Annotated in this window: 25 protein-coding genes; 11 read left to right on the top strand and 14 right to left on the bottom strand. The window is 67.6% G+C overall.

The annotated features are described in order from the left end of the window. The first annotated feature begins 64 nt into the window (after nt 1–64). Both HWX55_RS13000 and wrbA read left to right on the top strand, forming a co-directional pair. Nucleotides 65–790, top strand: coding sequence for a pirin family protein (locus tag HWX55_RS13000; RefSeq protein ID WP_175975942.1), 726 nt, complete (start codon nt 65–67; stop codon nt 788–790). A gap of 61 nt (nt 791–851) precedes the next feature. After that, nucleotides 852–1,454: an NAD(P)H:quinone oxidoreductase gene (gene wrbA / locus HWX55_RS12995; protein ID WP_175975941.1), complete on the top strand. Its 603-nt coding sequence runs from the start codon at nt 852–854 to the stop codon at nt 1,452–1,454. Nucleotides 1,455–1,560: 106 nt separating this feature from the next. Here the strand turns inward: wrbA and HWX55_RS12990 are convergent, their stop codons facing one another. From HWX55_RS12990 to HWX55_RS12965, 6 genes are all read right to left on the bottom strand, one after another. After that, on the bottom strand, nt 1,561–1,869 hold the full coding sequence (locus HWX55_RS12990; protein ID WP_175975940.1) for a hypothetical protein: 309 nt from the start codon (nt 1,867–1,869) through the stop codon (nt 1,561–1,563). Nucleotides 1,870–2,098: 229 nt separating this feature from the next. After that, the gene (locus HWX55_RS12985) at nt 2,099–2,833 is read right to left on the bottom strand and encodes an LrgB family protein (protein WP_050015589.1); all 735 of its coding nucleotides are present in this window, start codon (nt 2,831–2,833) and stop codon (nt 2,099–2,101) included. Further along, nucleotides 2,830–3,201, bottom strand: a complete 372-nt coding sequence (locus tag HWX55_RS12980) for a CidA/LrgA family protein (protein ID WP_089490138.1) — start codon at nt 3,199–3,201, stop codon at nt 2,830–2,832. Before HWX55_RS12980 ends, HWX55_RS12985 begins: the two co-directional genes overlap by 4 nt. 251 nt (nt 3,202–3,452) lie before the next feature. Continuing rightward, entirely contained in the window at nt 3,453–4,487 is a 1,035-nt protein-coding gene (locus tag HWX55_RS12975; protein WP_175975939.1) for an alpha/beta hydrolase, read from the bottom strand. Between the two features lie 54 nt (nt 4,488–4,541). Continuing rightward, nucleotides 4,542–4,970, bottom strand: a complete 429-nt coding sequence (locus HWX55_RS12970; protein WP_050015594.1) for an organic hydroperoxide resistance protein — start codon at nt 4,968–4,970, stop codon at nt 4,542–4,544. Nucleotides 4,971–5,198: 228 nt separating this feature from the next. After that, nucleotides 5,199–5,765 carry a TetR/AcrR family transcriptional regulator gene (locus tag HWX55_RS12965; protein WP_050015596.1) on the bottom strand — a complete coding sequence of 189 codons (567 nt, stop codon included), beginning with the start codon at nt 5,763–5,765 and terminating at the stop codon, nt 5,199–5,201. 309 nt (nt 5,766–6,074) lie between these two features. Here HWX55_RS12965 and HWX55_RS12960 point away from each other — a divergent pair, with 309 nt between their 5' ends. Both HWX55_RS12960 and HWX55_RS12955 read left to right on the top strand, forming a co-directional pair. Further along, nucleotides 6,075–7,928, top strand: a complete 1,854-nt coding sequence (locus HWX55_RS12960) for an ABC transporter ATP-binding protein (RefSeq protein WP_175975938.1) — start codon at nt 6,075–6,077, stop codon at nt 7,926–7,928. 175 nt (nt 7,929–8,103) lie between these two features. Continuing rightward, nucleotides 8,104–9,276 (top strand): porin, encoded by a 1,173-nt coding sequence (locus HWX55_RS12955; protein ID WP_175975937.1) that lies wholly within the window; start codon nt 8,104–8,106, stop codon nt 9,274–9,276. 234 nt (nt 9,277–9,510) lie between these two features. On the opposite strand, the gene HWX55_RS12950 is transcribed toward HWX55_RS12955, so the two are convergent. From HWX55_RS12950 to HWX55_RS12940, 3 genes are all read right to left on the bottom strand, one after another. Beyond that, nucleotides 9,511–9,975: a sodium:proline symporter gene (locus HWX55_RS12950; protein WP_175975936.1), complete on the bottom strand. Its 465-nt coding sequence runs from the start codon at nt 9,973–9,975 to the stop codon at nt 9,511–9,513. A 60-nt stretch (nt 9,976–10,035) separates the two neighbouring features. Further along, nucleotides 10,036–10,701 (bottom strand): nitroreductase, encoded by a 666-nt coding sequence (locus tag HWX55_RS12945; RefSeq protein ID WP_175976053.1) that lies wholly within the window; start codon nt 10,699–10,701, stop codon nt 10,036–10,038. A gap of 220 nt (nt 10,702–10,921) precedes the next feature. Then, the gene (locus HWX55_RS12940; protein WP_175975935.1) at nt 10,922–11,884 is read right to left on the bottom strand and encodes a LysR substrate-binding domain-containing protein; all 963 of its coding nucleotides are present in this window, start codon (nt 11,882–11,884) and stop codon (nt 10,922–10,924) included. 57 nt (nt 11,885–11,941) lie between these two features. On the opposite strand from HWX55_RS12940, the gene HWX55_RS12935 reads away from it, so the two are divergent. The 3 genes from HWX55_RS12935 (at nt 11,942) to HWX55_RS12925 (ending at nt 14,972) form a co-directional block, all read left to right on the top strand. Then, nucleotides 11,942–12,841 carry an EamA family transporter gene (locus HWX55_RS12935; RefSeq protein WP_175975934.1) on the top strand — a complete coding sequence of 300 codons (900 nt, stop codon included), beginning with the start codon at nt 11,942–11,944 and terminating at the stop codon, nt 12,839–12,841. A gap of 586 nt (nt 12,842–13,427) precedes the next feature. Further along, nucleotides 13,428–14,582, top strand: coding sequence for a branched-chain amino acid ABC transporter substrate-binding protein (locus HWX55_RS12930; protein WP_069619725.1), 1,155 nt, complete (start codon nt 13,428–13,430; stop codon nt 14,580–14,582). Nucleotides 14,583–14,669: 87 nt separating this feature from the next. Next, nucleotides 14,670–14,972: a hypothetical protein gene (locus HWX55_RS12925; protein WP_050015635.1), complete on the top strand. Its 303-nt coding sequence runs from the start codon at nt 14,670–14,672 to the stop codon at nt 14,970–14,972. A 95-nt stretch (nt 14,973–15,067) separates the two neighbouring features. Here HWX55_RS12925 and HWX55_RS12920 read toward each other — a convergent pair whose 3' ends face one another. Continuing rightward, nucleotides 15,068–18,115: an FAD-binding and (Fe-S)-binding domain-containing protein gene (locus HWX55_RS12920; RefSeq protein WP_175975933.1), complete on the bottom strand. Its 3,048-nt coding sequence runs from the start codon at nt 18,113–18,115 to the stop codon at nt 15,068–15,070. Nucleotides 18,116–18,268: 153 nt separating this feature from the next. Between HWX55_RS12920 and HWX55_RS12915 the strand changes: the two genes are divergently transcribed. After that, entirely contained in the window at nt 18,269–19,159 is an 891-nt protein-coding gene (locus HWX55_RS12915; protein ID WP_175975932.1) for a LysR substrate-binding domain-containing protein, read from the top strand. 21 nt (nt 19,160–19,180) lie between these two features. On the opposite strand, the gene HWX55_RS12910 is transcribed toward HWX55_RS12915, so the two are convergent. Beyond that, nucleotides 19,181–20,029 carry a LysR substrate-binding domain-containing protein gene (locus tag HWX55_RS12910; protein ID WP_175975931.1) on the bottom strand — a complete coding sequence of 283 codons (849 nt, stop codon included), beginning with the start codon at nt 20,027–20,029 and terminating at the stop codon, nt 19,181–19,183. Nucleotides 20,030–20,140: 111 nt separating this feature from the next. Here HWX55_RS12910 and HWX55_RS12905 point away from each other — a divergent pair, with 111 nt between their 5' ends. Then, nucleotides 20,141–20,788 carry a LysE family translocator gene (locus tag HWX55_RS12905; RefSeq protein ID WP_175975930.1) on the top strand — a complete coding sequence of 216 codons (648 nt, stop codon included), beginning with the start codon at nt 20,141–20,143 and terminating at the stop codon, nt 20,786–20,788. 59 nt (nt 20,789–20,847) lie between these two features. Here the strand turns inward: HWX55_RS12905 and sfnG are convergent, their stop codons facing one another. Beyond that, nucleotides 20,848–21,951: a dimethylsulfone monooxygenase SfnG gene (gene sfnG, locus HWX55_RS12900; protein WP_175975929.1), complete on the bottom strand. Its 1,104-nt coding sequence runs from the start codon at nt 21,949–21,951 to the stop codon at nt 20,848–20,850. Between the two features lie 37 nt (nt 21,952–21,988). Continuing rightward, on the bottom strand, nt 21,989–22,549 hold the full coding sequence (gene msuE / locus HWX55_RS12895; protein ID WP_175975928.1) for an FMN reductase: 561 nt from the start codon (nt 22,547–22,549) through the stop codon (nt 21,989–21,991). 453 nt (nt 22,550–23,002) lie between these two features. Here msuE and HWX55_RS12890 point away from each other — a divergent pair, with 453 nt between their 5' ends. Together HWX55_RS12890 and dhaL are read left to right on the top strand one after the other, a co-directional pair. Further along, complete coding sequence (locus HWX55_RS12890; protein WP_175975927.1) at nt 23,003–24,130, top strand: sigma 54-interacting transcriptional regulator; 1,128 nt, start codon at nt 23,003–23,005, stop codon at nt 24,128–24,130. 251 nt (nt 24,131–24,381) lie between these two features. Beyond that, nucleotides 24,382–26,082, top strand: a complete 1,701-nt coding sequence (gene dhaL / locus HWX55_RS12885) for a dihydroxyacetone kinase subunit DhaL (RefSeq protein ID WP_175975926.1) — start codon at nt 24,382–24,384, stop codon at nt 26,080–26,082. A gap of 19 nt (nt 26,083–26,101) precedes the next feature. Here the strand turns inward: dhaL and HWX55_RS12880 are convergent, their stop codons facing one another. After that, nucleotides 26,102–26,389: a DUF1330 domain-containing protein gene (locus HWX55_RS12880; RefSeq protein WP_175975925.1), complete on the bottom strand. Its 288-nt coding sequence runs from the start codon at nt 26,387–26,389 to the stop codon at nt 26,102–26,104. Nucleotides 26,390–26,532: the final 143 nt, after the last annotated feature.

The following is a 26,532-nucleotide window of genomic DNA, read 5'->3' as shown; positions in this document are numbered from 1 at the left end:
AAGATTCATCTCAACGAACGGCCGAGCCCACTTCCGAGGTCCGGCGACTTCAAGGACAAAAATCATGATCGACATCCGTGCAGCAAACCAACGTGGCCGTGCGGAGCATGGCTGGCTCAGCTCCCGTCATACGTTTTCGTTCGCGAATTACTACGATCCGAAGCAAGTCGGCTTCTCCGACCTGCTCGTGATCAACGACGACCGCGTCGCCCCGGGCCGCGGCTTCGGCACGCACCCGCACCGCGACATGGAAATCCTGTCGTACGTGCTCGACGGCGCGCTGGAACACAAGGACTCGATGGGCACCGGTTCGGTGATCGTGCCGGGCGACGTGCAACTGATGAGCGCCGGCACGGGCGTGCGCCACAGCGAGTTCAACCACTCGCCGGACACGCCGGTCCACTTCCTGCAGATCTGGGTCGGGCCGGCCGAAAAGGGCGCCGAGCCGCGCTATCAGCAGACGAACGTCGCGGCGGACGACAAGCGCGGCAAGCTCGCCCTCGTCGTGTCGCCGGACGGCGACGCCGGTTCGCTGAAGATCCGGCAGGACACCCGGATTTACGCGGGCCTGTTCGACGGCGACGAAAGCACTACGCTGGAACTTGATCCGAGCCGCTTTGCCTACGTGCACGTGGCGCGCGGCAGCGTGACGGTCAACGGCGTGACGCTCGGCGAAGGCGACGGCGCACGCATCCGCGGCGAACAGGCGCTGACGATCGCCGACGGCAAGGATGCCGAGGTGCTGGTGTTCGATCTGCGTCCGGTCGAAGTGACGGCCGAATGGGCGTGATGCCCGTTCGGGAAACCGGGCCCCGCTGAGCGCGGGGCCCTTTTAATCGGAGATTCGCAACATGGCCAAGGTTCTCGTTCTGTACTACTCGTCCTACGGGCACGTCGAAACGATGGCGCAGCACATCGTGGAGGGTGCGAAATCGGTGCCCGGCGTCGAGGTCACGCTCAAGCGCGTGCCGGAAACGATCCCCGTCGACCAGGCCCGCGCGATCGGCGTGAAGGTCGACCAGGCCGCGCCGGTCGCCACGGTGGACGAACTCGCCGACTACGATGCGATCATCTTCGGCACGCCGACCCGCTTCGGCAACATGGCCGGCCAGATGCGCACGTTCCTCGACCAGAGCGGCGGCCTGTGGATGAAAGGCGCGCTCGTCGGCAAGATCGGCAGCGTGTTCGCGTCGACCGGCACGCAGCACGGCGGCCAGGAAACGACGATCACGTCGTTCCACACGACGCTGCTGCATCACGGCATGGTGATCGTGGGCGTGCCGTATGCGTGCAGCGGCCTCGTCAACATGAACGAAATCACCGGTGGCACGCCGTACGGCGCGACCACGCTCGCGGGCGCGGACGGCAGCCGCCAGCCGAGCGCGAACGAACTCGACATCGCGCGCTACCAGGGCAAGCACGTGGCGGAACTCGCGAGCAAGCTCGCGTCGTAACGCGGCGGGCTCGCGGGCCCGGCGTCCTGCTGTCCCGCCCTTCCGCAGATGAACGAACGGCGCCGGTTCGACCGGCGCCGTTCGTGCTGTGCCACGCGTTCGACCGTTACTGGCCCGAAGCCGGCGCGGCCGGCGCCGCGTTCGTCGCGGGCGCCTTCTGCACGGCGTTCTGCGGATAGTTGCTCTGATCGCCGGTCAACCGGTAGCCGCTGCCGGTGCCGATCGCCTTCAGGTCCGACGCGTGCTGCGCGCGGGCCGCCTTGCGCGCCGCCTTCTTCTGCGCCTTGGCGAGCTGCTTCTGCGTCGGCGCGGACGACGCCGCGTCCTGCGCGTATGCCGCCGGCGCGGCGGGCAACAACAGACCGAACGACGCCGCTACTGCTACTGCCACCGAAACCACGCGAGACTGCTTCATGACCGATCTCCTTGTCGATTGTTGAGTGTGGGTCGGACACCGGCGTGCACGCGACGGCTTGCGACAACGGCGCCGATGCAACGTTAGCCGATCGGCGCGCAAATGTCCGTGTGCGTTCCTGAATTGTCCTGATAACGTCAACGATACATGCGCGCCGGTGCGCCGCCCTTTCGGCGTGCCGTCCGCGCCATCGGGGAAACCGATACGCGGGGCGAGCGCGGGCCGACGCTCAGATCCAGCGCGACAGCACCGGCAGCAGGACCGGTACGACGAATGCCGTCAGCACGCCGTTCAGCCCCATTCCGAGCCCGGCGAACGCGCCGGCTTCCTCGCTGACCTGGAACGCGCGCGCGGTGCCGATCCCGTGCGACGCGACGCCGAGCGCGAAGCCGCGCACGGCCGGCTCGTCGATCCGCAGCAGATTGAGGATGCCGCGCGCGCACACCGCGCCGAAGATCCCGGTCGAGATCACGAGCACGGCCGTGAGCGACGGAATGCCGCCGATCTCGGCGGCGACGGCCATCGCGATCGGCGTCGTCGCCGATTTCGGCGCGAGCGACGCGATCGTCTGGTGCGACGCCCCGAACAGCGCGGCGATGCCGACCGCCGACACGATCGCCGTCAGCGAACCCGCGAGCAGGCCGACGAGCAGCGGCAGCGCGCTGCGCCGCAGCTTCGACCACTGGCGGTACAGCGGCAGCGCGAGCGCGACGGTCGCGGGGCCGAGCAGGAAATGGACGAACTGCGCACCTTCGAAATACGTCGGATACGGCGTATGCGTGAGCGTCAGCAGCACGACGATCATCGCGACCGCGATCAGCACCGGATTCGCGAGCGGATTGAAACGCGCCCGCGCATAGACGGCCTGCGCGAACAGATACGCGACCAGCGTGATGGTCAGGCCGAGCAGCGGGCTCGCGGCGAGATAGACCCAGATCGCGCCAAGCTTCGGGAACGCCGTCATTGCGCGCCCTCCGCGGTGCCGCCCGCGCGGCGCTGGCGCCGCAGCAGCGCGCGCGTGACGAGCGCCGTCACCGCGATCGCGAGCGTGGTGCTGACGGCCAGCGCGACGACGACCGCGGCCGCGTCGCCGCGCACGCGGTCGGCCGACACCATGATGCCGACGCCGGCCGGCACGAACAGCAGCGACAGGTGACGCAGCAGCTCGAGCGCGGTCGGCTCGATCGCATCGGCCGCCTGCGGGCGCAGCATCACGAAGCCGAACAGCAGCAGCATGCCGATCACGGGGCCCGGCACCGGCAAGCCGAACAGATAGGACACGCCTTCCCCGAGACACTGGAAGATCAGCAAGACCGCGAACGCCTGCAACATGAACCGCTTCTCCCGAACGTGGCCGCGCTGCCGTGCAAGCGCGGCCGATGAGCCGGCGGCTGGCGACGCCGGCGTGAACGATACGCGCGATCGTACCAACAATGCCGGCGGCCGGGCGCGATTGGGTGATCGACACGCTGCCGGGCATGAACGAAACGCCCGCACGCAAAAACGGCGGGCAACGTGCCCGCCGTCCTGTCGTTCCGTCGTTCCGGTGTTCCGTCGTTCCGGTTCGAACGACCTCAATCGCGTTACTTCAGCCGCGTCGCGATTTCATTGGCCATCGCCTTCGTCGCGGCCTTCGTCGGCGCATCGTTGGCCAGCGCGTTCAGCAGGCCGAAGTCATGGATCGTGCCGTCGTAGCGCGTGGTCGTCGCATCCACGCCGGCCGCGTCGAGCTTGCGGCCGTACGCTTCGCCTTCGTCACGCAACACGTCGAACTGCGCGACCTGGATCAGCGCGGGCGGCAATCCCTTCAACTGCGCGACGCTCGCGCGCAGCGGCGACGCGTAGATCTCGTTGCGTTGCGCTTCGCTCTTCGTATAGGCATCCCAGAACCACTTCATCAGCGGCCGCGTCAGGAAGTGGCCTTGCTGATACGCGTTGTACGAACCCGTGTTGAAGTTGTGGTCCGTGACCGGCCACATCAGCCCCTGGAAGCGGATCGCGGGGCCGCCCTTGTCCTTCGCCATCAGCGCGACGACGGCCGACATGTTCCCGCCGACGCTGTTGCCGACCACCGCGAGGCGGCTGCCGTCGACGCCGATCTCCGCGCCGTGCGCGGCCACCCACTTCGTCGCCGCATACGCCTGGTTGATCGCGACCGGATAACGCGCTTCCGGCGACGGCGTGTAGTTCACGAACACCGCGACGGCGCCCGACTGCACGACGAGGTCGCGCACGAGGCGCTCGTGCGTCGGGAAATCGCCGAGCACCCAGCCGCCGCCGTGGATGAACACGAATACCGGCGGCGTGCCCGTCACGCCTTGCGGGCGCACGATCGTGACCGGCACCGACAGGCCGTCCTGTTCGATCGTGCGGTTCGACACGTCGATGCCGGACAGATCGACCTTCACGCCGTTCTGCGCGTCGACCAGCACCTGGCGCGCCTTCGCGGGGCTCAGCGTTTCGAGGCCCGGGCCCTTCTGGCCGTTCAGCGCGGCGAGGAACGCGCTCGTCTTCGCGTCGGGACCGACGGCATCGGCACCGGCGGCGAACGCGGCAGGTGCGGTGGACAGTGCGGCTGCAACGGCGGCGGCGATCAGCAGCGGCTTGACGATCTTCATGGTGCGACTCCTTGGTCGAAACTTCGAATGGCGATGAATGGTTTGCAGTGCGACTTATTGGACGAGCGTGAGCGTGACGTCGATGTTGCCGCGCGTCGCGTTCGAGTACGGGCAGACGACGTGCGCGCGGTCGATCAGCGTTTGCGCGATGTCGCGATCGAGGCCCGGCAACGAGATCTTCAGCTCGACTTCGATGCCGAAGCCGTTCGGGATCGCGCCGATGCCGACGCTGCCTTCGATCGCGGCGTCCGCGGGGATCGCGATCTTGTCGCGCGCCGCGACGAACTTCATCGCGCCGATGAAACACGCGCTGTAGCCGGCGGCGAACAGTTGTTCGGGGTTCGCGCCCGCACCGCCCGCGCCGCCGAGTTCGCGCGGCGTGGTCAGCTTCAGGTCGAGGCCGCTTTCGGGCACCGTCGCACGGCCGTCGCGGCCGCCGGTGGCTTTTGCATGGGCGCGGTACAGCACTTTTTCGATCGACATGACAGACTCCTTTTCAGCAAATGAATGAAACACCCTTCGAACCGGGGGACGGCGTGCCGGCGGATTCCGCATCGGCTTTGCATTTGTTTATCTACTCATAGATAGACAAGCATCCCCAAAAAAATGCAGCCGGATGATCCCGTCTGCGCCATATTATCTATCTACTACATGATAGACAACGAGATTCAATAAAAAGGCGGCGAACCGCCTCACTGCTTGCGCCGCCCGTCAGGACCGCGTTTTCCAGACGGACTCGACGTCCTCGAGACGCGCCCGCGTGTGAAACAACCGGCTGGCCAGCACGCTGCCCTGGAACGCCGCGTACAACGTGCGTGCCGCGGTTTCCGGCTCGCCGCTGAACTGCAGCGTGCCTTCCTTCGCGCCTTGCGCGAGCAATTCCGCAAGCCAGCTTTCATTGGCCTTGAAGAACGCCTGCACGGCCTGCCGCACGTTCTCCGGCAACGTTTCGATGTCGGACGCGAGCATCCCGCACAGACAGATCAAATTGCCGTCGCCGAGCGTGCGGCCGAACATCTTCGTGTACAGGCTCAGCTTCACGTCGGCCGGCAACGCCGGATCGATTGCCCGCACGGCCGCGAGGACTTCGTCGCTGTAGGCCGCCACCGCTTCCAGCACGAGATCGTCCTTCGACGGGAAGTAGTAGTGGATGCTCGACGTCTTCACGCCCACCAGGTCGGACAGGTCTCGATAGCTGAAGCCGTTGTAACCGCGCTGCATCATCAGCGTGATCGCGTGGTCGAGAATCTGTTCGCGGACGGTCGGTTTCGTTTCCATGGATCGAACTTTATCTACTCATAGATAGATAGTCAAGCGGTTTTTTTCGGGACGCGTGCGATGACCCTTCCCGCGAGCCCGGTGCGCAAATCCGGCGCCATTCGCACGGCCGGCGCGGCTTACAACCGGCCTGCAGCACGATCGAATCGATGCGACACTTGAAACTTGGCCGGGCGCTGCGCGACGTCCATCGCCCGGACGGGATGGGCGGGCACACGACGGATGGGCCGGCACACGATGACCGCCTCGCATCCGGCCCGGTATCATCGGCCCGCCCGCCGCGTCGGGCCGTATAAGGAGAACAAGTCGATGTATTCGTGGTTTGAACGGCGCCTGCCGACTTTCCCGCTCGAAGATCCCGTCACGCCGCCGAAGGGATTCTTCTCGTTCGTCTGGGCGTGCACGAAAGGCGCGCGCGGCTGGATCCTGCTGATCGCATTGACGTCGGCCGCGCTGGCCGCGTACGAAGCCGCGTTGTTCGCGATGATGGGGCACGTGGTCGACTGGCTGTCGTCGTCGACGCCGGCCGGATTCGGCGGCCGCCACTTCGGCACGCTCGCCGGTTTCGCGACGATTCTCGTCGGCAGCGCGCTGCTGATCGCACTGCATACGATGGTCAAGCACCAGGTGCTCGCGATCAACTTTCCGATGCGGCTGCGCTGGCTGTTTCACCGGCTGATGCTCGACCAGAGCCTGTCGTTCTACGCGAACGAGTTCGCGGGCCGCGTGACGACCAAGATCATGCAGACGGCGCTCGCGGTGCGCGATGCGCTGTTCATGTCGGTCGACGTCGTGATCGGCGTCACCGCGTACCTGATCGGCATCCTCGTGCTCGCCGCGAGCTTCGACTGGCGGCTGATGATTCCGCTCGCGCTGTGGGCGCTCGGCTACGGCGCCGCGTGCGCGTATTTCGTGCCCCGCCTCGGTGCGGTCGGCAGCCGGCAGGCCGACGCGCGCGCGCTGATGACGGGCCGCATCACCGACGCGTATTCGAACATCACGACCGTGAAGCTGTTCTCGCATACGCGGCGCGAAGCCGACCACGCGCGCCGCGCGATGGAAGCGTTCAAGGCGACCGGCGACGCGCAGATGCGGCTCGTCAGTGCGTTCGAGATCGTCAACCACCTGCTGTCGACGCTGCTGCTGCTCGGCTCGGCCGGGCTCGCGCTGTCTCTGTGGATGCACGGCGAGGCGAGCGCGGGCGTCGTCGCGGCCGTGATCGCGATGGCGCTGCGCCTGTCGAGCTACTCGCACTGGATCATGTGGGAAATGACCGAGCTGTTCGAGAACGTCGGCACGATCCAGGACGGCATCAACACGCTGACGAAGGTGCGCAGCGTGGTCGACGCGCCCGATGCGAAGCCGCTTACGGTGCAGCGCGGCGAGATCGTGTTCGACAACGTGCAGTTCGCGCACGAGGACAACGATCGCGCGGTATTCGACGGGCTGAACCTGACGATCCGGCCGGGCGAGCGGATCGGCTTGATCGGCCGCTCGGGCGCCGGCAAATCGACGCTCGTGAACCTGCTGCTGCGCTTCTACGACGTGGGCGGCGGCGCGATCCGGATCGACGGACAGGACATCGCGCACGTGACGCAGGACAGCCTGCGCGCCGCGATCGGGATGGTCACGCAGGATACGTCGCTGCTGCACCGGACGATGCGCGAAAACCTGCTGTACGGCCGCCCCGACGCGACCGAGCGCGAGATGCAGGACGCGGCCGTGCGCGCGGAAGCGGCCGAGTTCATCGACCGGCTGCGCGACCGCCACGGCCGCAGCGGCTACGACGTCGAAGTCGGCGAGCGCGGCGTGAAGCTGTCGGGCGGCCAGCGCCAGCGCGTCGCGATCGCGCGCGTGATGCTCAAGGACGCGCCGATCCTCGTGCTCGACGAAGCGACCAGCGCGCTCGATTCCGAGGTCGAAGTCGCGATCCAGCGCAGCCTCGACAGCCTGATGAGCGGCAAGACGGTGATCGCGATCGCGCACCGGCTGTCGACGATCGCCGCGATGGACCGGCTGATCGTGCTCGACGAAGGGCGCATCGTCGAGGAAGGCACGCACCAGCAGTTGCTGCAGGCGGGCGGCATCTACGCGGCGCTGTGGGCGCACCAGAGCGGCGGGTTCCTCGGCGAAACGGCGGACGCGGAAAGCGTGGCGCAGTAGGGACTGCCTGTGACGATGCAGGAGCGATCCGCGTGCCGCGCGTCAATCCGTTGCGTGCGCATCCATCGCCGCGTCGCCTCATAACGATCCGACAATTTATTGGTTCCCTCGACGATACGCCATCCGTATCGTTCACCGATTCGTCAGACCAATCGACCAACGGGGGAATTCAACCATGAAACAGATCCGGTCATTCGCGCTGCTCGCCCTGCCGGCCACGCTCTTCGCCGCTGGCGCCCACGCACAAAGCAGCGTCACGCTGTATGGGATCGCCGACGCGGGCATCGCGTACGTCCACAACGCGCAAAACGCGAACGGCAGCAACGCGTCGAGCCTCGTGAAGTTCAGCAGCGGCAACCTGTCGGGCAGCCGCTGGGGGCTGCGCGGCATCGAGGATCTCGGCAGCGGCCTGTCCGCGCTGTTCCAGCTCGAGAACGGCTTCAACATCGGCACCGGCGCGCTCGGCCAGGGCCAGCGCGAATTCGGCCGCAAGGCCGTCGTCGGCCTCGCAAGCAGCACGTACGGCACCGTGACGCTCGGCCGCCAGTACGATCCGGTCGTCGATCTCGTGCAGGGCCTCACGCAGGACAACTACTTCGGCGGCGTGTTCGCGACGCCGGGCGATCTCGACAACTACGACAACAGCCTGCGCGTCAGCAACTCGGTGAAATACACGAGCCCGCTGATCTCCGGCTTCCAGTTCGCGGCGCTGTACGGCTTCGGCGGCGTCGCCGGCGCGACCGGCAGCGGCCGCACGTACAGCTTCGGCGCGAGCTACGCGAACGGCCCGCTGTCGCTCGGCGCCGGCTTCTTCTACGCGAACGGCGGCACGACGGTCGCGAACGGCGTGCGCACGTGGTCGAGCAGCTCGGACACGCTCTTCAACACCGTGATCAACCAGGGCTTCTCGAGTGCGAAGTCGATCCAGATCGTGCGCGTGGCCGGCCAGTACGTGGCCGGGCCGGCGACCTTCGGCCTCGCGTATTCGAACACGCAGTACGGTGCGGACACGCTGTCGGCATTCAGCCAGAACGCGAAGTTCAACAACGGCTCGGCGTTCTTCAACTGGCAGTTCTCGCCGGCGCTGCGCGCGGGCGTCGGCTACAACTACACGTCGCTGACGGGCCCGGCTTCCGCGCACTACAATCAGGTCAACCTCGGCGCGGATTACGCGCTGTCGAAGCGCACCGACCTGTATGCGCTGTTCGGCTATCAGAAAGCGAGCGGCAACACGCTCAACGCGAGCGGGGCGACCGTGAAAGCGGCCGCGTCGGTCGGCTCGTACGGCGTGAACTCGGGCACCGATACGCAGGAACTCGCGATCGTCGGCATCCGCCACAAGTTCTGATCGTCGCGTCGCACGACAATCGTCATGACAGGCGCGCACCGCGGCGCGTGCCTGTCGCGTTTACGCTGCCCATCTTCGCGTTCGTCACGACACGAGGAGCCCGGCATGCTGACGGCATGGGGACGACGCAACGCTGAGCGGGTGCGAGGCCGGTAGCGTCGCCGCATCGCGCACGATTCGATCGCGGGGCGCTCGCTGCGCGGGCCATCCCGCAACGCAGCCGGTTGGAAGCCTCTATACCGACTCGCGCCGGGCAACGTAGTACACCACCGCTGCCGTGATCCCGAATACCAGATGAGCGACCAGCGTGATCGCACCGCGAACCGGGATGAACCACGGAAAGATCGCCGTGAACCCGTACAGGTTCACGCCGTACAGCAGGAGCCCGAACGCGCCGCCCGCGAACAGCGCGGCCACGAGCGACAGACTGCGGACCAGCCGTGCCAGCACGGCCGCATAGACGAGCGAAAGCATCGCATGCACGAGCGTCGCCACGCCCATCACCAGCGGATCGAAGCCGCCGGACGCCCCGAGCACGCTTCGCCCCATCACGATCGCGGCCGTGAGGCGCGCGTCGCGGAACAGATTCTGGACGGCGTCATCGCCGGCGATTGCCCAGAGCAGCAATTCGATGACGGTCGATCCGACCGCCGCGCCAAATGCTGCCCAGAGAATCGACACCACACGCGCTTGCTTCAATGCTCGTCCTCATGGCGGGCCGATCGACGCATCAAGCGAACCGCCGTGCAAACCGGCGTACTACGCCCCTTCGCAGTCCGACCAGTACGCAAACGGGTCGCGATGTTTCGGATAGTGCTCGTCCAGCCATTTCAACAGCGTCGCGCGGGCATTGTCCATGTCGGCCTTCAACGACGACGTCGTCAGTTCGTGCACTTCGATGGATTTTTCCCGATCGACCACGAAGCAGTTCCAGTCGGGGCCGTCGAGATCCGGATCGTCGGATGCCTTCGACGACTTGCTCCAGCCGAAACGCTTGCGCGCATCGATGTAGTAGCGCGGATGCACCTTCAGATACGACATCTCGCCGCCCTGCAGGCTGCTCTCGGCGCGCAGCACGTCGCGTTCGTCGACGATCTGCGTGACTTCCGGAAGCCGGCGCGAGCGCCATCCGGCCGGCAGCGTCGCCACCGCGCGGACGCTGTCGTACGCGCCCCACTCGAGGCCCCACGCTTCGGCCATGCGCTTCATGAACGCGTCGGCGCTCGGATAACCGCGCAGCTGGATGCGGGTCGACAGCGTGACTTCCACCCCGCCGCGACCGCCGGATGCGCTCGACACCTCGTCGTCCGTTGCGAACGGATTGCCCGGACGCGGCGATTCGCGCTTCGCGTCCGTGGGCGCCAGGCCGGAAAAAAGTTGATCCAGCGCCGCACGCGCTTTCGACGATTTGTCTGGTCTATTCATCGGTTCCCTTTTGTGCAAATTTGAACCCGTACTGTCATGGTTGGTGATTGCCCTGCCGTCGGGCAAAGGCTCGATTCCGCTTCACTGCGGCGATCTCGCCGTATTCCGCGGCTGCATTGTAACGATTCGGCGGCCGCGGCCGAGCGAACGTGACAGGCGGCCCGCCACACGCGTGACGTGCGTGCCGAAGCGGTCGCCTGCGCGAACCGCCGGGTGCGCGCTACCGCAGCGCCTTCACCATCCGCTCCATCAACGCGAGCACCTCCGGCCGACTCTCGCCCTTCGCATGCACGAAGTGATAGCTGAGCAGCGAATCGACCTCGTGGCGGCTCACGCGCACGAGCGCGCTGCGCTGCAGATACGCATCCGCCAGCGGCGTTCGCGCAAGCGCCACGCCCAGCCCCGCTTCGGCCGCCGCGAGCACGAGGTTGTAATCCTCGAACCGGCGATCCTGCGCACGCGGCTTGAACGGAATGCCGAGCGCGTCGAACCACGTGCGCCAGCCGGTCACGTCGGAATCGTGCAGCAACGGCATGTCGAGCAGCGCGGCGTCGCCCGTTGCGCGGCGCATCCTGGCCAGTTGCCCGGCGAGCCGCGGATGGGCGACCGGATACAGCCGTTCCGGCATGAACGGCCGGGTGTCGAGCTGACGCCAGTTGCCGCGCCCGTACCGGATCGACAGATCCGCTTCACCGCCGGCGATATCCACGTTACGCAGCTCGATACCGAGCTCGATGCGCAACGCGGGCGCTTCACGCTCGAGCGTCTGCTGCCGCTCCAGCAGCCACAGCTGCGCGAACGCGGGCACCACGCTCATCCGGACCAGCCGCGGCGTGCGCGGCGAGCGCCACTGATCGGCCGCGCCGTCGATGATCGCGAACGCCTGCTCGATCCGGCCGACGAAGCGCTGCCCGTCCGGCGTCAGGCGCACGCCGCGCGCATGCCGTTCGAACAGCGCCATCCCGAGCCAGTTTTCCACGGCGGCCACCCGTCGGCTGATCGCGCCGTGCGTGACGCCGGAAACGTCGGCGGCCGCGAGAAACGAACCCTCGCGCGCCACCGTGCAGACCGTCTCGAGGCTCGCGAGCGGCGGCCGCGGAGCCGGCATCGGCGCGGCGGCCACCGGGCGCACCGGCGCCGGACCGTCGGCCCGCCGTGCCCCCGAGCTGTGAGCCATATTCATATCCGGGTGTTAATCTGTGCGCTAGCTTAGCATCTCGCGACGCCGCACCATGGCTTCATGAATACACTTTCGTCACCGACGTCGCGCAGCGCGCGACAATCGCTCGTCGCGGCAGCGGCGGTCGCGTTCACGATCGTCTCGTGGGCGTCCGCGTTCCCGTTCATCCGGATCGGCCTGCACGGCCTCGCGCCGCTGCAGCTCGCGGCCGCGCGCTTCGCGACCGCCGCGTTGCTCGTGATCGCGTGGCTCGCATGGCGACGGCCGCCGCTGCCGACGAAAGCCGATGCGTGGCGTTTTCTCGCATGCGGCCTGCTCGGCATCGCACTCTACAACGCGCTGCTCAATACCGGCGAACAGACCGTGTCGGCCGGCGCGGCGAGCTTCATCGTGAACACGCTGCCGATCTTCACCGCGTTGCTGGCCGCCGTGTTTCTGCGCGAGCGCTTCAATCGCTGGGGCTGGCTCGGGTCGCTGGTCAGCCTCGCCGGCATCGCGGTGATCGCACAAGGGCAGCCCGGCGGCCTCGTGCTCGGCTCGGGGAGCACGCTGATCCTCGGCGCGGCGCTGTGTTCGGCCAGCTATTTCGTGTTGCAGCGGCGGCTGATTCCCGTGTACGGCGCGCTGCCGTGCACCGCGTACACGCTGCTGGCCGGCGCGGTGCTGCTCGCGCCGTGGCTGCCCGGCGCGCTCGTGTCGCTCGGCGGCGGGTCGCGCGACACGGCGTGGGCCGTCGTCGTACTCGGCGTCTTTCCCGCCGCGCTCGGTTACGCGAACTGGACCTTCGCGCTCGGCTACTTCGGCGCGGCGCGCGCGGCCAGCTTTCTCTACCTGACGCCGGCGGTCGCGACGCTGCTGTCAGTGGTGCTGACGGGCGAGCGACCCGGCATCGCGACGGCGTGCGGCGGCCTGCTGGCGATTGCAGGAGTGGTCGTCGTCGCGTTGCGCGGACGATCGTAGCGTGGGGAGTGCAGCGAATTGCGTGGCCGACGCGACGATCCGAATGTAGAAGCGACGCCGGTCCCAAAATTACGATCGTCCGCGCGCCTCGCGCTTTGCCGATCCGGATGCGCGGTCGGCCGACGCAATTGGCGCCCATTCGTGGGCGCCATCGAACTTGACCGTTAGTTGCATTACAGCAGCAATCACGCTTGACGAAGCGCGACCATAAAACCGGATACGCGATGCGCAATCGACCAAACTGTGCAGACAAACCGACCGAACAGTTCCGGATTGACCGCCCATCAGTGTCCATGGCTTCGCCGTGGCGACCGGCCGAATAATGGATGCAGCCGTAAGGTCCACGACAGCGAACCGCAATCCGCGGGCCGCCGCGGCGCGCCGCAGCACACGGAAGCGGGTTCCGATATATTCATACGAATTGCATGGCGTCACGCGCTCGCTCTCGCGGCCGGGCGGCAAGTCGCCCGGCCCGACGCCATGCAAGCGACGCCCATGACGGGTAGCGAAAACCGTCCGATCGCCCCGGCCCCCCGGCCGGCCGATCGAGACGTCAATAGAAAGACATTCAATTCGGAGATGGCAGATGGAACGAAGCACTGTCGGCATGCGCTGCAAACCCTTGATCACCGTTGCACTGGCTGCCGCCGCGTTCGCGGCCGCGTCGAGCGCGATGGCCGACCAGGTCGTGAAGATCGGCAGCGTCGAACCGACGACGGGTGGCATCTCGCACCTCGGCAAGGACAATGAAAACGGCGCGCGCCTCGCGGTCGAAGAAATCAATGCGAAGGGCCTGACGATCGGCGGCAAGAAGATCACCCTGCAACTCGACGCGCAGGATGACGCGGCCGACCCGCGCCAGGCGACGCAGGTGGCGCAGAAGCTCGTCGACGACAAGGTCGTGGCCGTCATCGGCCACCTGAACTCGGGCACGTCGATCCCGGCGTCGAAGATCTACAGCGACGCGGGCATCGTGCAGATCTCGCCGTCGGCCACGAACCCGACCTACACGCAGCAAGGCTTCAAGACGACCTACCGCGTGGTCGCGACCGATGCGCAGCAGGGCCCGGCGCTCGCGAGCTATGCGCAGTCGAAGGGCGTGAAGAGCGTCGCGGTGATCGACGATTCGACCGCGTACGGCCAGGGCCTCGCGAACGAGTTCGAGAAGAAGGCGAAGGCGCTCGGCCTGAAGGTGCTGTCGCACGACGCGACCAACGACAAGGCGGTCGACTTCCGCGCGATCCTGACGAAGATCAAGGGCGAGAACCCCGACGCGATCATGTACGGCGGCATGGACGCGACCGGCGGCCCGCTCGCGAAGCAGGCGAAACAACTCGGCCTGCGCGCGAAGATCCTGTCCGGCGACGGCGTGTGCACCGACTCGCTGGCCCAACTGGCCGGCCCGGCGGCCGACAACGTGCTGTGCTCGCAGGCAGGCGCTGCGCTCGAGAAGATGCCGGGCGGTGCGGACTTCCTCGCGAAGTACCAGAAGCGTTTCAACCAGGGCATCAAGTTCGACGCGCCGTTCGCGTATGACGCGGTCTACATCGCGGTCGACGCGATGAAGCGCGCGAACTCCACCGACCCGGCGAAGATCCTCGCGGCGATGCCGGCGACCAAGTACGACGGCGTGATCGGCACGACGACGTTCGACGCGAAGGGCGACCTGACGCACGGGATCATCTCGATCTACGGCTACAAGAGCGGCAAGAAGACCTTCCTCGACCAGGTGAAGATGTAACCCGACGCGGTGCCGGCACGACGGGAACGCCACTCGTCGGCGCCGGCGCCGCGCGGGCCGAATGCTGATTCACGGAGACGAAGCATCATGTGTGCAATGGCGTATGCGGAATTCCAACAGGAGTTGAAGAAGGCGCAGTTGACGGCGCGCGAGTTCGCCCGGCTGATCCGGATGAACGAAAGTTCGATCACCAACTATTCGAGCAAGGGCACCGTCCCTTCCCACCTCGCGGTCATCGCGAAACTGATCGGCACGCTGGCCGCGCACGAGATCGACTTTCGGCGCGTGATCCGGCAAATGCGGATCGAGCCGAAACGGCCGCGCGGCGTCGGCGTGTTTCCCGCGGCCGAAAAACCGCGCGCGCGGAAAGCGGCGAAAGCCGACGCCTGACCCGCGCCGGCGGAGGTCGACAGCGGCACGGGGACGGCCGCTCGACACGCGATCGACGCCTCGTTACCGGCCGTGCGTCCCGCACCGCCCTGTCGTCACCCCACCGCCCGCACGTGATCGAGCAGCGCCTGCAACGGATGGCGTAGTTGCTTCGACGACAGGCGCTTCACCTGGCTGCGACACGAATACCCGGTCGCCAGCGCCTCGCCTTCCGCATCCATCCCGTCGACGTGCGCGGCCCACGACTGCGCATAGATCGTCTTCGACGTCGCGAGATTGCGCGCCTCGTGTCCGTACGTGCCCGACATCCCGCAGCACCCGGCCGCCTGAACCTGCAAGCGCAGCCCGCGACGCGCGAACACCTGCGTCCATTGCTTGCCGCTGTCCGGCGCATTGGTTTTCTCGGTGCAGTGCGGCAGCAACCGATATGAAACCGTCGCCCCGCCCGCATCGGCTTCCGGCAACGCATCCAGCAGCCATTCCTGCGGCAGTGCGACCTTCGGCACGTCGGCGAGCCCCGTCACCTTCAGGTATTCCTGCCGATACGTGAGCGTCATCGCCGGATCGAGGCCGACCAGCGCGACACCCGAGCGCGCCAGCGCCGCAAGTTGCGTCGCGTTGCGGATCGCGGCCTGTTCGAATGCGCGAAGAAAACCCTGCACGTGCAGCGCCTTGCCGTTCGGCGCGAGCGGCGCGAGCCACACCTGAAAGCCCAGGCGCGCCGCCAGCTCGATCAGCGTCGCCAGTTGCTCGGTATCGAAATAGCGCGTGAACGTGTCCTGCACGATGACGACGCTGCGCGCGCGCTGCGCCTCGCTCAGCGCGGCAAGCGCGCGCGGATCGGCCGGTTTCACGCGCCATGCGCGGATCACGGCCGCGAGATCGAAGCGGCTCAGCAGCGGGCTGTCGACCATGCCGACGTGGCGCTCGAGCAGCGTCCGCACCCAGCCGGCGCCCATCAGCCCGTTGTACAGCGCGGGCACGCGCGCCATCCACGGCATCGTGAATTCGAGCGAACCGATCAGGTAGTCGCGCAGCGGCCGCAGATAACGCTGGTGATACAGCTCGAGAAAGCGCGAGCGGAACTCGGGCACGTTCACCTTGACCGGGCACTGCCCGGCGCACGACTTGCATGCGAGGCACCCGGCCATCGCGTCGTACACGTCGTGCGAGAAATCGGCGTCGCCGTTGCGCGCGGCGCGGCTGTTGCGCCAGCGGGTCGCGAGGCCGCTCAGCAGCGGCTGCCGTGCGCGCGCCGCTGCGATCACGTCCACGCCGGCCTGTCCTTGCAGACGCAACCATTCGCGCATCAGCGACGCGCGCCCCTTCGGCGACTGCACGCGTTCGCGCGTCGCCTTCCACGACGGGCACATCGCGTCGTCCGGATCGAAGTTGTAGCACGCGCCGTTGCCGTTGCAATGCATCGCGGTGCCGTAGCTCTGCCACACGCGCTCGTCGATCTGCCGGTCGTAGTCGCCGCGCGTCGGCACCTCGTCGATCTTCAGCAGCCGCAGCGTCGAGTCCGGCGGCGTCGCGATCTTGCCCGGGTTGAACTGGTTGTGCGGATCGAACGCGGCCTTCAGTTGCTGCAGCGACGGATACAGCTCGCCGAAAAACGCCGGCGCATATTCGGAGCGCACGCCCTTGCCGTGCTCGCCCCATAAAAGGCCACCATGGCGCTGCGTGAGTTCGGCCACCGCGTCCGACACCGGCCGCACCAGCGCCGCCTGCTTCGGGTCCTTCATGTCGAGCGCCGGACGCACGTGCAGCACGCCCGCGTCGACGTGGCCGAACATCCCGTACTGCAGCCCGTGGCCGTCGAGCAGCGCGCGGAATTCGGCGATGTACGCGGCGAGGTTCTCGGGCGGCACCGCGGTGTCCTCGACGAACGGCTGCGGACGCGCCTCGCCCTGCACGTTGCCGAGTAGCCCGACCGCACGCTTGCGCATCGCATACACGCGCTTCACCGCATCGTCGCCGGCCGCGAGCGTATGGCCGAGACGCTCGACGCTCGTATCGGTGCGCAGATGCTCGACGAACGCGTGCACGCGTGCATCGACGTCGTGTTTGTCGTCGCCGCTGAATTCGATCAGGTTGATGCCGAGCGTCGGACGCGCGTCGTCCTGCGGGAAATACTCGGCCACGCTGCTCCACACGAAGTCTTTCATCGCGAGCATCAGCACCTTCGAGTCGACGGTCTCGATCGACAGCGGCTTGAGTTCGAGCAGCGCGCGTGCGTCGCGCAGCGCGTCCATGAAGCCCGCGTAACGCACGTTGACCAGCACCGAAAACTTCGGGATCGGCAGCACGTTGAGCTTCGCCTCGACGACGAAGCCGAGCGAGCCTTCCGCGCCGCACAGCACGCTGTTCAGGTTGAAGCGGCCGTCCGCTTCGCGCAGGTGCGCGAGGTCATAGCCGGTCAGGCAGCGGTTGAGCTTCGGAAATTTCGCGTCGATCAGCGCGGCCTTGTCGTCGCTGATGCGCCGCGCGGTGCGATACACCTTGCCGACGCGGTCCTGCCGCGCGCAGCGGCGCTCCAGTTCCTCATCGTCGAGCGCGTCGCTGTGCAGCCGCTCGCCGCCCATCAGCACGAAATCGAGTTCAAGCACGTGGTCGCGCGTCTTGCCGTACGTGCAGCTGCCCTGTCCGCTCGCGTCGGTGTTGATCATCCCGCCGACGGTCGCGCGGTTCGACGTCGACAGCTCCGGCGCGAAGAAGAGCCCGTGCGGCTTCAGCGCGGCATTCAGTTGATCCTTGACGACACCGGCCTGCACGCGCACCCACCGCTCTTCGGCGTTGATTTCGAGGATCCGGTTCATGTTGCGCGACAGATCGACGACGATGCCGTCGGTCAACGACTGCCCGTTGGTGCCAGTGCCGCCGCCGCGCGCGGCCACCGCGACGTCACGATGCGCGGGCTCGGCCAGCAGCCGGGCCAGCAGTTGGACATCTTCCGCATGCGCGGGGCAGACCACTGCCTGCGGCAGGCGCTGGTAGATCGAGTTGTCGGTGGCCTGCACGGTCCGGTTCGCGTGGTCCGCATGGATTTCGCCGGCGAAGCCGGCCGCCTGCAGCGCGGCGAGAAAATCGCGGTAAACGTTCGCGGACGGGCTGACGGGACGGGGCAACGGGACGATCGACATGGGGCAAAAACGCAATGTAGGTGGAGCCAGCCGGTTCGCGCACGCCAAAACATGATTTTTTGGCAAGTTTCCGCACAACCGGGAATTCCAGTATCTTTGGATCTTCCGCCAGAAACAAACGAATTCTCGACCGGCGAAACTTGCATAAAACTCATGAATTACCGTCGCCTCACCCCGTCGATGTCGCTGCTGCTCGTATTCGAGGCCGCCGCGCGGCATGAAAGCTACACGCGCGCGGCCGACGAGCTGTCGCTGAGCCAGAGCGCGATCAGCCGGCAAGTGCAGACGCTCGAGGATCAACTCGGCGTGCCGCTGTTCCGGCGCGAGGGCCGCTCGGTCAAGCTGACCGAAGTCGGCCGCCGCTACTTCGCCGAGCTGAGCGGCGCGCTCGGGCGCATTCGCGGCGCGACGCTGCAGGCGATGTCGCATCAGGCGGGCGCCGGCTCGCTGCGGCTGGCCACGCTGCCGACCTTCGGCTCGAAATGGCTGCTGCCGCACCTGCACGGCTTCTACGCCACGCATCCGGGCGTGACCGTGCACCTGCATTCGCGGATCGGCGCGATCGATTTCCTCAACGACGATCTCGATGCGGCGATCACCGTCGGCGCGGGCGACTGGCCGGGCCTGCACGCGCACCGGCTGTACAACGAGTTCCTGGTCGCGATCGCGCCGCCCGACACGGGCCGCGGCCGCAAGGCCGACGCGCGCACGCCGGCCTGGGCCGCGAAGCAGACGCTGCTGGGCGTGACGAGCAATCAGCAGGCCTGGGCCGAGTGGTTCTCGCACTATCGGCTCGATCATCGCCAGATGCGCGTCGGCCCGAGCTTCGAGCTGACGTCGCACCTGATCCAGGCCGTGCGCGCGGGAATGGGGATCGGGCTGGTGCCGAAGGTGCTCGTGGAGGACGAATTGAGCCGCGGCGAGCTCGTGTCGATCGGCGACGCGATCACCAGCCAACGCAGCTATTACCTCGTCTACCCGCCGGGCAACGACACGCTGCCGTCGCTGGTCGCGTTCCGTGAATGGCTGCTGGCGTCGTGCTGACGCGCTGCCCGTAGGCGGGCTTCAGGCACGCCATTCACCGAGAATCTGCTCGGCGAGGTAGTCGCACGGCGGCCGCGCGGACTGCGCGCTGCGTGCGAGCACGACCTCGAGTTCACCGAGCGACGGCAGCCCGTGGCTCTCCGACAGCTGCAACAGGTGATCGGGCACGCAGCAGCGCGCGAGCGGCGCGATCGCGAGGCCGGCCTCGACCATGCTGAGCAGCCCGAGAAAGCTCGGGCTTTCATACGACATCCGGAACGGAATCTTCCGCCGGTTCAGCGCCTTGATCGCATGATCGCGCGCCATGCTGCCGTGCGAGAACAGCGCGACCGGCAGCGGCCGCTCTTCCCATACGTTCCGTTTCGCCGATCCCGTCCAGACGATCGGCTCGAGCCGGATCAGCTCGCCGGACACGCCCTTGACGCGGGTCAGGCACGCGAGGTCGACCGTGTTGTCCTTCAGCATCGGCACGAGCGCGCTGCTCGGCTGGCCGATCACGCGCACCTCCACGCGCGGATGCATCGCGGCGAACTTGCCGAGCACCTGCGGCAGCAGCGACGAGATGTAATCGTCGGGCACGCCGATCGTCACGCGGCCGCGGATCTCCGGACGCACGACCGACGCCCACGCCTCGTCGCGCATCGCGAGCATCCGGCGGCCGTAGTCGGCGAGCATCCTGCCGTCGTCGGTCGCCGTCACGTTGCGCGTGTCGCGGATGAACAGCGGCTTGCCGAGCGCGTCTTCCAGCGTCCTGATCTGCATGCTCACCGCCGACGGCGACCGGTGCACGATCTGCGCGCCCTGCGCGAACGATCCGGATTCGGCGACGGCCACCACCATCGCGAGCACATCGAGGTCGAGCTTCTTCATGTCGATTCAGAAAAACTGATCAATCGATTCAGTTTATCCCGTTTTACTGTTCGCCTCCAGCGCCGGACAATGAACTCCGTCAGCACTCATTCGACGCAGGAAGCGGAAAACATGCATACGTCCGGATCGCTCTACGGGTTTCTCGTCATCGGCGGCATGCTCGCGGTCACGCCGGGGCCGAACATGGTCTACGTGATGTCGCGCTCGATCGCGCAAGGGCGGGCGGCCGGGCTCGTGTCGCTCGCCGGCGTGATGCTCGGTTACCTGTTCTACATGTTCGCCGCGGCGTTCGGCATCACGACGCTGTTCATGAGCGTGCCCTACGCCGGCAGCGTGCTGGGCGCGGTCGGCGCGACCTATCTGCTGTACCTTGCGTGGCAGGCGGTGCGGCCGGGCGGCCGCTCGCCGTTCGAGGTGAAGACGCTGCCGAACGAGCAGCCGCTGCGGCTGCTCGCAATGGGCGCGACGACCAGCGTGCTGAATCCGAAGCTCGCGATGCTGTTCGTGTCGCTGCTGCCGCAGTTCATCGACTACGGGCAAGGTAGCGTGTTCGGCCAGTCGCTGTTTCTCGGCTCGCTGCTGATCGCCGCGTTCGCGTCGGCCAACGGGATGGTCGCGGTCTGTTCGAGTAGCCTCGCGAAGTTCCTGCACGGCCGTCCGACGCTGCTGCTCGCGCAGCGCTGGGCGATGGGCGCGGTGCTCGGCGGCCTCGGCGTGGAGATGATGATCGACGCGTCGAAGTTGGCGGGCCTCGCGTAAGCGTCGTGCCGCCGCGCGCGCCCGCACGATCGCGGGCCGCGCGCCGGCGCCGGGCAACGTCACGCGGCAATGGACTGCCGCTGCGCCTCGAGTTCGCGCACGAGCGGCAGCACGCGCTTGCCGAAGTACTCGACTTCCTCGATGAAATGCAGGAACCCGGCCAGCACGAGATCGACGCCGATCGCCTTCAGCGCGACGATCCGCTCGGCGATCTGCTGCGGCGTGCCGATCAGGTTCGTGCGGAAGCCGTCGTTGTACTGCACGAGATCCTCGAACGTCGATTTCGCCCAGTTGCCCTCGCCTTCGGGCGACGCCTTGCCGGCCTGCTTCACCGCATCGCCGAACGCGTGCACGGCCTCGACGTGCGCGTGCCGGATGATGTCGTCGAGCACGGCCTTCGCCTCTTCCTCGGTGTCGCGCGCGATCACGAATGCATTGACGCCGATCCGCACGCGATGGTCGTTCGCGGCCGCCTTCGCGCGAATGTCGTCGATCTGCGCCTTCAGGTTCTCCGGCGTATTGCCGTTCGTGAAATACCAGTCCGACACGCTCGCCGCGTTGTCGCGCGCCGCCCGCGAACTGCCGCCCTGGAAGATTTCCGGATGCGGCTTCTGCACCGGCTTCGGGCTCAGCGTGTAATCGTTGAAGCGGTAGAAGTCGCCCTTGAACGTGAAATTGTCCTGCGTCCAGATGCCCTTCAGCGCCTGGATGAATTCCTTCGAACGTCGATAGCGTTCGTCGTGCTCGAGCCACGGCTCGCCGATCGCGGTGAATTCGCCCTTGAACCAGCCGCTCACGACGTTGATCGCGATGCGCCCGTTCGAGATGTGGTCGATCGTCGCGAGCTGCTTCGCGACCACGGCCGGATGCCACGGCCCCGGCAGGATCGCGGCGAGCACCTTGAGCTTCGTCGTCGCATGCAGCAGCGCCTGGCTGAACGACACCGACTCGTGCTGGTATTCGGCGCCGTAGCCGGCCGTGAAGCGGATCTGGCTCAGCGCGTAGTCGAAGCCGGCCGCCTCGGCCGTGCGTGCAAGCTTCTGGTTGTATTCGAGGCTCCAGTCGGTGCGCTGCTCGATCGTGCTGACGACGAGGCCGCCACTGACGTTCGGCACCCAGTATGCGAATTTGACGCCGTCGGCGGAAGGGTCGGGAAGGCTCATGAAGGTGTCCTGGTCGAAGGGGAAACGAAAAAGCGGCTTACGCGGCCGCGGCGGAAAGCGCGTGCGGGCGCAGTTGCGGCACCGCGCGCGCCACGGCGAGCGCGATGCGCTCGCGCAACGCCGGGTTCGCGATCTGGTACCGATCGAAATCGCTTTCGGACGCATACACGCCGATCGGCAGCGTGCGCGCCTGGAAGAAGCTGAACAGCGGGCGCAGCTGATGGTCGATCACGAGCGCATGACGCTCGCTGCCGCCGGTGGCCGCGAGCAGCACGGGCACGTCGATGAGCGCGTCGTGGCGCACGAGGTCGAACAGGTGCTTGAAGAGGCCCGTGTACGACGCGCGATACACCGGGCTCGCGACGACGAGCGCGTCCGCCGTCTCGATTGCGCGGATCAGTGCATCGAGATCGGCCGGCACCTGTGCGCGCGTGAGCGCGCCGGCCAGCCGGCTGCCGATCTCGCCGAGTTCGATCAGCCGCGTATCGATCGGCAGCGCGGCGCCGAGCGCCGTGACGATCGCGTCGGTCAGCGCCAAGGTGCGCGACGGCCGCTGCAGGCTGCCCGATATCGCGACGACGTTCAGGGTGTGGCTCATGCAATACGTTCCCGTGGTGAAGCCGCGTGCAGTGCGGCGATACCGGTTCGGGTCAGCAAGGAGCGTGCCATCGGTTCGGGTGCGTGACGGAAAGGTCATCTGCATCCCGAAATTTTTCGCCATCGCCCAGCAGAAATGGCGCTCGGCCTCATGCGCGACAGTGACAAGCGTTCCCGTTCGTGCGTCACATCGATATTCCGTCACGCGATGAACACCATGCAGCGGTCCTGCTGATGCGCTGCTGATCAGGCAGCAGCGCATCGCACGCGATAGCACCGAATTCGACGACAAGGCGTCACGACACCGCCGCTCGTCCGCGCCATTGCGGGTTCCGCAGCAATCGCGCTTTGGTTATCAGAAATCGATGCTTTTCGCGCGCGGCGAAACGTTCAACACTCTGCTGACCACGCAGCAGCCAGCCCGCATTGCCCGGCCATCCAACGGTTCATCGCCATGACTTCCATTTCCGCATCGCCGCGCCCGCTCAATCTTCGTGTCGTCAACGCTTCCCGCGACCCGGGCGCGCTTCAGGCCGCGGCGCCCGTGCTCACGCAGCCCGACCGTTACGCGCCGTCCCGCGCGCACGCGCAGGTGTTCGCCGATCCGCGCTCGCTCGCGTTGCTCGAACAGGTTCGCCGCGTCGCGCCGAGCGACGCGAACGTGCTGATCGTCGGCGAGACCGGCACCGGCAAGGAATTGATCGCACGCCGCGTGCACGATCTCGGCGCCCGGCGCGACGGACCGTTCGTCGCGGTGAACTGCGGCGCCTTCTCCGAAACGCTCGTCGACAGCGAGCTGTTCGGTCACGAGAAAGGCGCGTTTACCGGCGCATTCAGCGCGAAGCCCGGCTGGTTCGAAGCGGCGCACGGCGGCACGCTGTTCCTCGACGAAATCGGCGACCTGCCGCTCGCGATGCAGGTCAAGCTGCTGCGCGTGCTGCAGGAACGCGAGGTCGTGCGGCTCGGGTCGCGCACCGTGATTCCGGTCGACGTGCGCGTGGTCGCGGCGACCAATATCGACTTGCAGCAAGCGGTCGCGGCCGGGCATTTTCGCGGCGACCTGTTCTACCGGCTCAACGTCGTGCAGCTCGCGGTGCCGCCGCTGCGCGACCGCCCGGGCGACATCCTGCCGCTCGCGCGCCACTTCTTCGACATGTACCGCGACCGGCTCGGCGGCGGGCCGCGCCGCATCGATCCGCGTGCCGAGCGCCGGCTCGAGGCTCACGGCTGGCCCGGCAATATCCGCGAACTGGAAAATGTGATCCATCACGCGCTGCTCGTGAGCCGTCACGATGCGCTGCAGGACACCGACCTGCAGATCGCGACGCCGTGCCTGCCGGCCGTTGCCGCGCCTGTGGCCGATTCGTCCGCCGACGCACAGGCGACGCTCGAACACGCGCTGCGCGATCTGTTCGACGACGGGCACGGCAACCTGTTCGAACGTATCGAGGACACGGTCATACGTGTCGCGTTCGAATTCAGCCATCGCAACCAGATCCGGGCCGCGCAGTTGCTCGGCATCAGCCGCAACGTACTGCGAGCGCGGCTGATTCGCGCGAAGGCGATCGCCGCGCTGAAATAGCGGCATCCGGCGCGCGCCGCCGTTCCGCCCCGGCGTCATGGCGCTGTCGCGCCGCGATCCGTGTCGCAACATCCGAACCTGATGTATCGTGGCGCGAAGCGTACGCTTCGTTGCCCGCCCCGCATCCGGTCGCTGTTATGCGACCGTCCGTGACCAGCGACAAGCCGCGCACGATCCTCCGCAACACGAAAGCCGTCCGGCGCCCGTGCGCGTCCGGGCGAGCCCCGTTCACCCGTCCGGAATCCGTCGCCATGAAAAAGCTTGTGAACCGCCCGTCCGATGTCGTGCGAGAAATGCTGGAAGGCATCGCGCGGCAATCGCCGCATCTCGCGATCCTCGGCGACGAGCACGTGCTCGTGCGCCAGCCGCTGCCCGAGCCGTCGCAGCGGCCGGTCGCGATCCTGTCAGGCGGCGGCAGCGGCCACGAGCCCGCGCACGGCGGCTATGTCGGCGAAGGGATGCTGAGCGCGGCCGTGTGCGGCGAAGTGTTCACGTCGCCGTCGACCGACGCCGTGCTCGCCGCGATCCGCGCGAGCGCCGGCCCGAACGGCGCGCTGCTGATCGTGAAGAACTACACCGGCGACCGGCTCAATTTCGGGCTCGCCGCCGAACTCGCGCGCGCGGAAGGCATTCCGGTCGAAACCGTCATCGTCGCCGACGACGTATCGCTGCGCGGCCGCGTCGAACGCGGCCAGCGACGCGGGATCGCCGGCACCGTGCTGATCCACAAGCTAGCGGGCGCCGCCGCCGCGCGCGGGCTGTCGCTTGCCCGCGTCGCGAGCCTCGCGCGCGACGCGGCGGCCGAGCTCGGCACGATGGGCGTCGCGCTCGACGGCTGCACGATCCCGGGCGCCGACAAGTCTGGCTTCAGCCTCGCCGATCACGAGATCGAGCTGGGCCTCGGCATCCATGGCGAAAAAGGCGTCGAGCGTCGCGCGCCGTTGCCGGCCGACGCGCTGGCCGACACGCTGCTGTCGAGCATCGTCGCCGATCTCGTGCTCGAGCGCGACGAGCGCGTCGCGCTGTTCGTCAACGGCCTCGGCGCGACGCCGGACATGGAACTCGCGATCGTGCTGCGCGCCGCATTCGACAACCTGACCCGGCGCGGCATCGTCGTCGCGCGCGCGTGGGCCGGCACGTTCCTGTCCGCGCTGAACATGCCGGGCTGCTCGATCTCGGTGCTGCGGCTGAACGACGAGCGCGCGGCGCTGCTCGACGCGCCGACGCAGGCGCGCGCATGGCCGGGCGGCGGCCTCGTGAACACGCAGATTCGCGTGGCCGCGGCCGCGTCGCAGGACGCGCCGCCGCCGCCGCTCGATGCGGCCGGCCGCGCATGGGCCGCGCGCCTGCAACCGGCGCTGCACGCGGTCGCGCAAACGCTGATCGATCACGAGCAGACGTTGACGGATCTCGATGCGGCAGCCGGCGACGGCGATCTCGGCGCGAGCATGCGCCGCGCCGCGCAGGCGATCCTCGAACTGCCCGACACGGCGTACGGTACGCCGTCGGGTGCATTGGCAGCGCTCGGCGCCGCGTTGCGCCGCGCGATCGCCGGCAGCTCCGGGCCGTTCTATGCGACCGCGCTGCTGCGCGCGTCGCGCCGGCTGGCCGATATCGCCGAGCCGTCGCCGCGCGACTGGGCTGCGGCGTTCCGCGCGGCGGTGGATTCGATCGGCGAACTCGGCGGCGCGCGGGCCGGCGACCGGACGATGCTCGATGCGCTGGCGCCGGCCGTCGACGCATTCGGCCGCGCGCTCGACAGCGATCGCGATCCCGCGAGCGCATGGGCGGCGGCCGTCGATGCGGCCGAGCGAGGCGCGGAGGAAACGACGCGCATGACGCCGCGCGCGGGACGGGCCAGCTATCTCGGCGAGCGCGCGATCGGCACGCCGGATGGCGGTGCGGTGGCCGTCGCGTACTGGCTGCGCGCGCTGCTGCCGCACGTGCGGTAACCGGCGCGCGCGGCCGCGTTCAGACGCCTTCGACCAGCACCGCGCGATAGCGCGCGCCGTTGAAGCGGTGCTGGACGACCGTCTGGTATTCGGGGCCGTGATACCACGCGTGCGCGGCCTCCTTCGACGGGAACTCGACGATCACGACGCCTTCCGGGCCTTCACCCTCGAGGATTTCCTGCGGCCCATAGGCGGCGAGCACCTTCACCGGATGGCCGGCGAGGGTCGCGCCGACCTGGCTCGAGTAGAGGTCGAGCTCCTGCTGGTCCTGCGTGCTTTCCCGTGTAAAGACGATGTAGGTCGCCACGATATGCGCTCCTGATCAAGGGTGAAAAAAGGGGACGCCACGCGCGGCACAGTCCGAGAAAATCCCGCGTGGCAGCGCGCAGCTTACCGCCATTCGCCGACCGGCGCCGCGCCGCGCCGAGCCGGTCACGGCCTCCGCGGGCC

The sequence above is a fragment of the Burkholderia sp. BCC1047 genome, assembly GCF_902833155.1.
Taxonomy (GTDB): domain Bacteria; phylum Pseudomonadota; class Gammaproteobacteria; order Burkholderiales; family Burkholderiaceae; genus Burkholderia; species Burkholderia sola.
The sequence above is the reverse complement of the archived record's forward strand: the minus strand, read 5'-3'. Positions and strand labels throughout refer to the sequence as shown.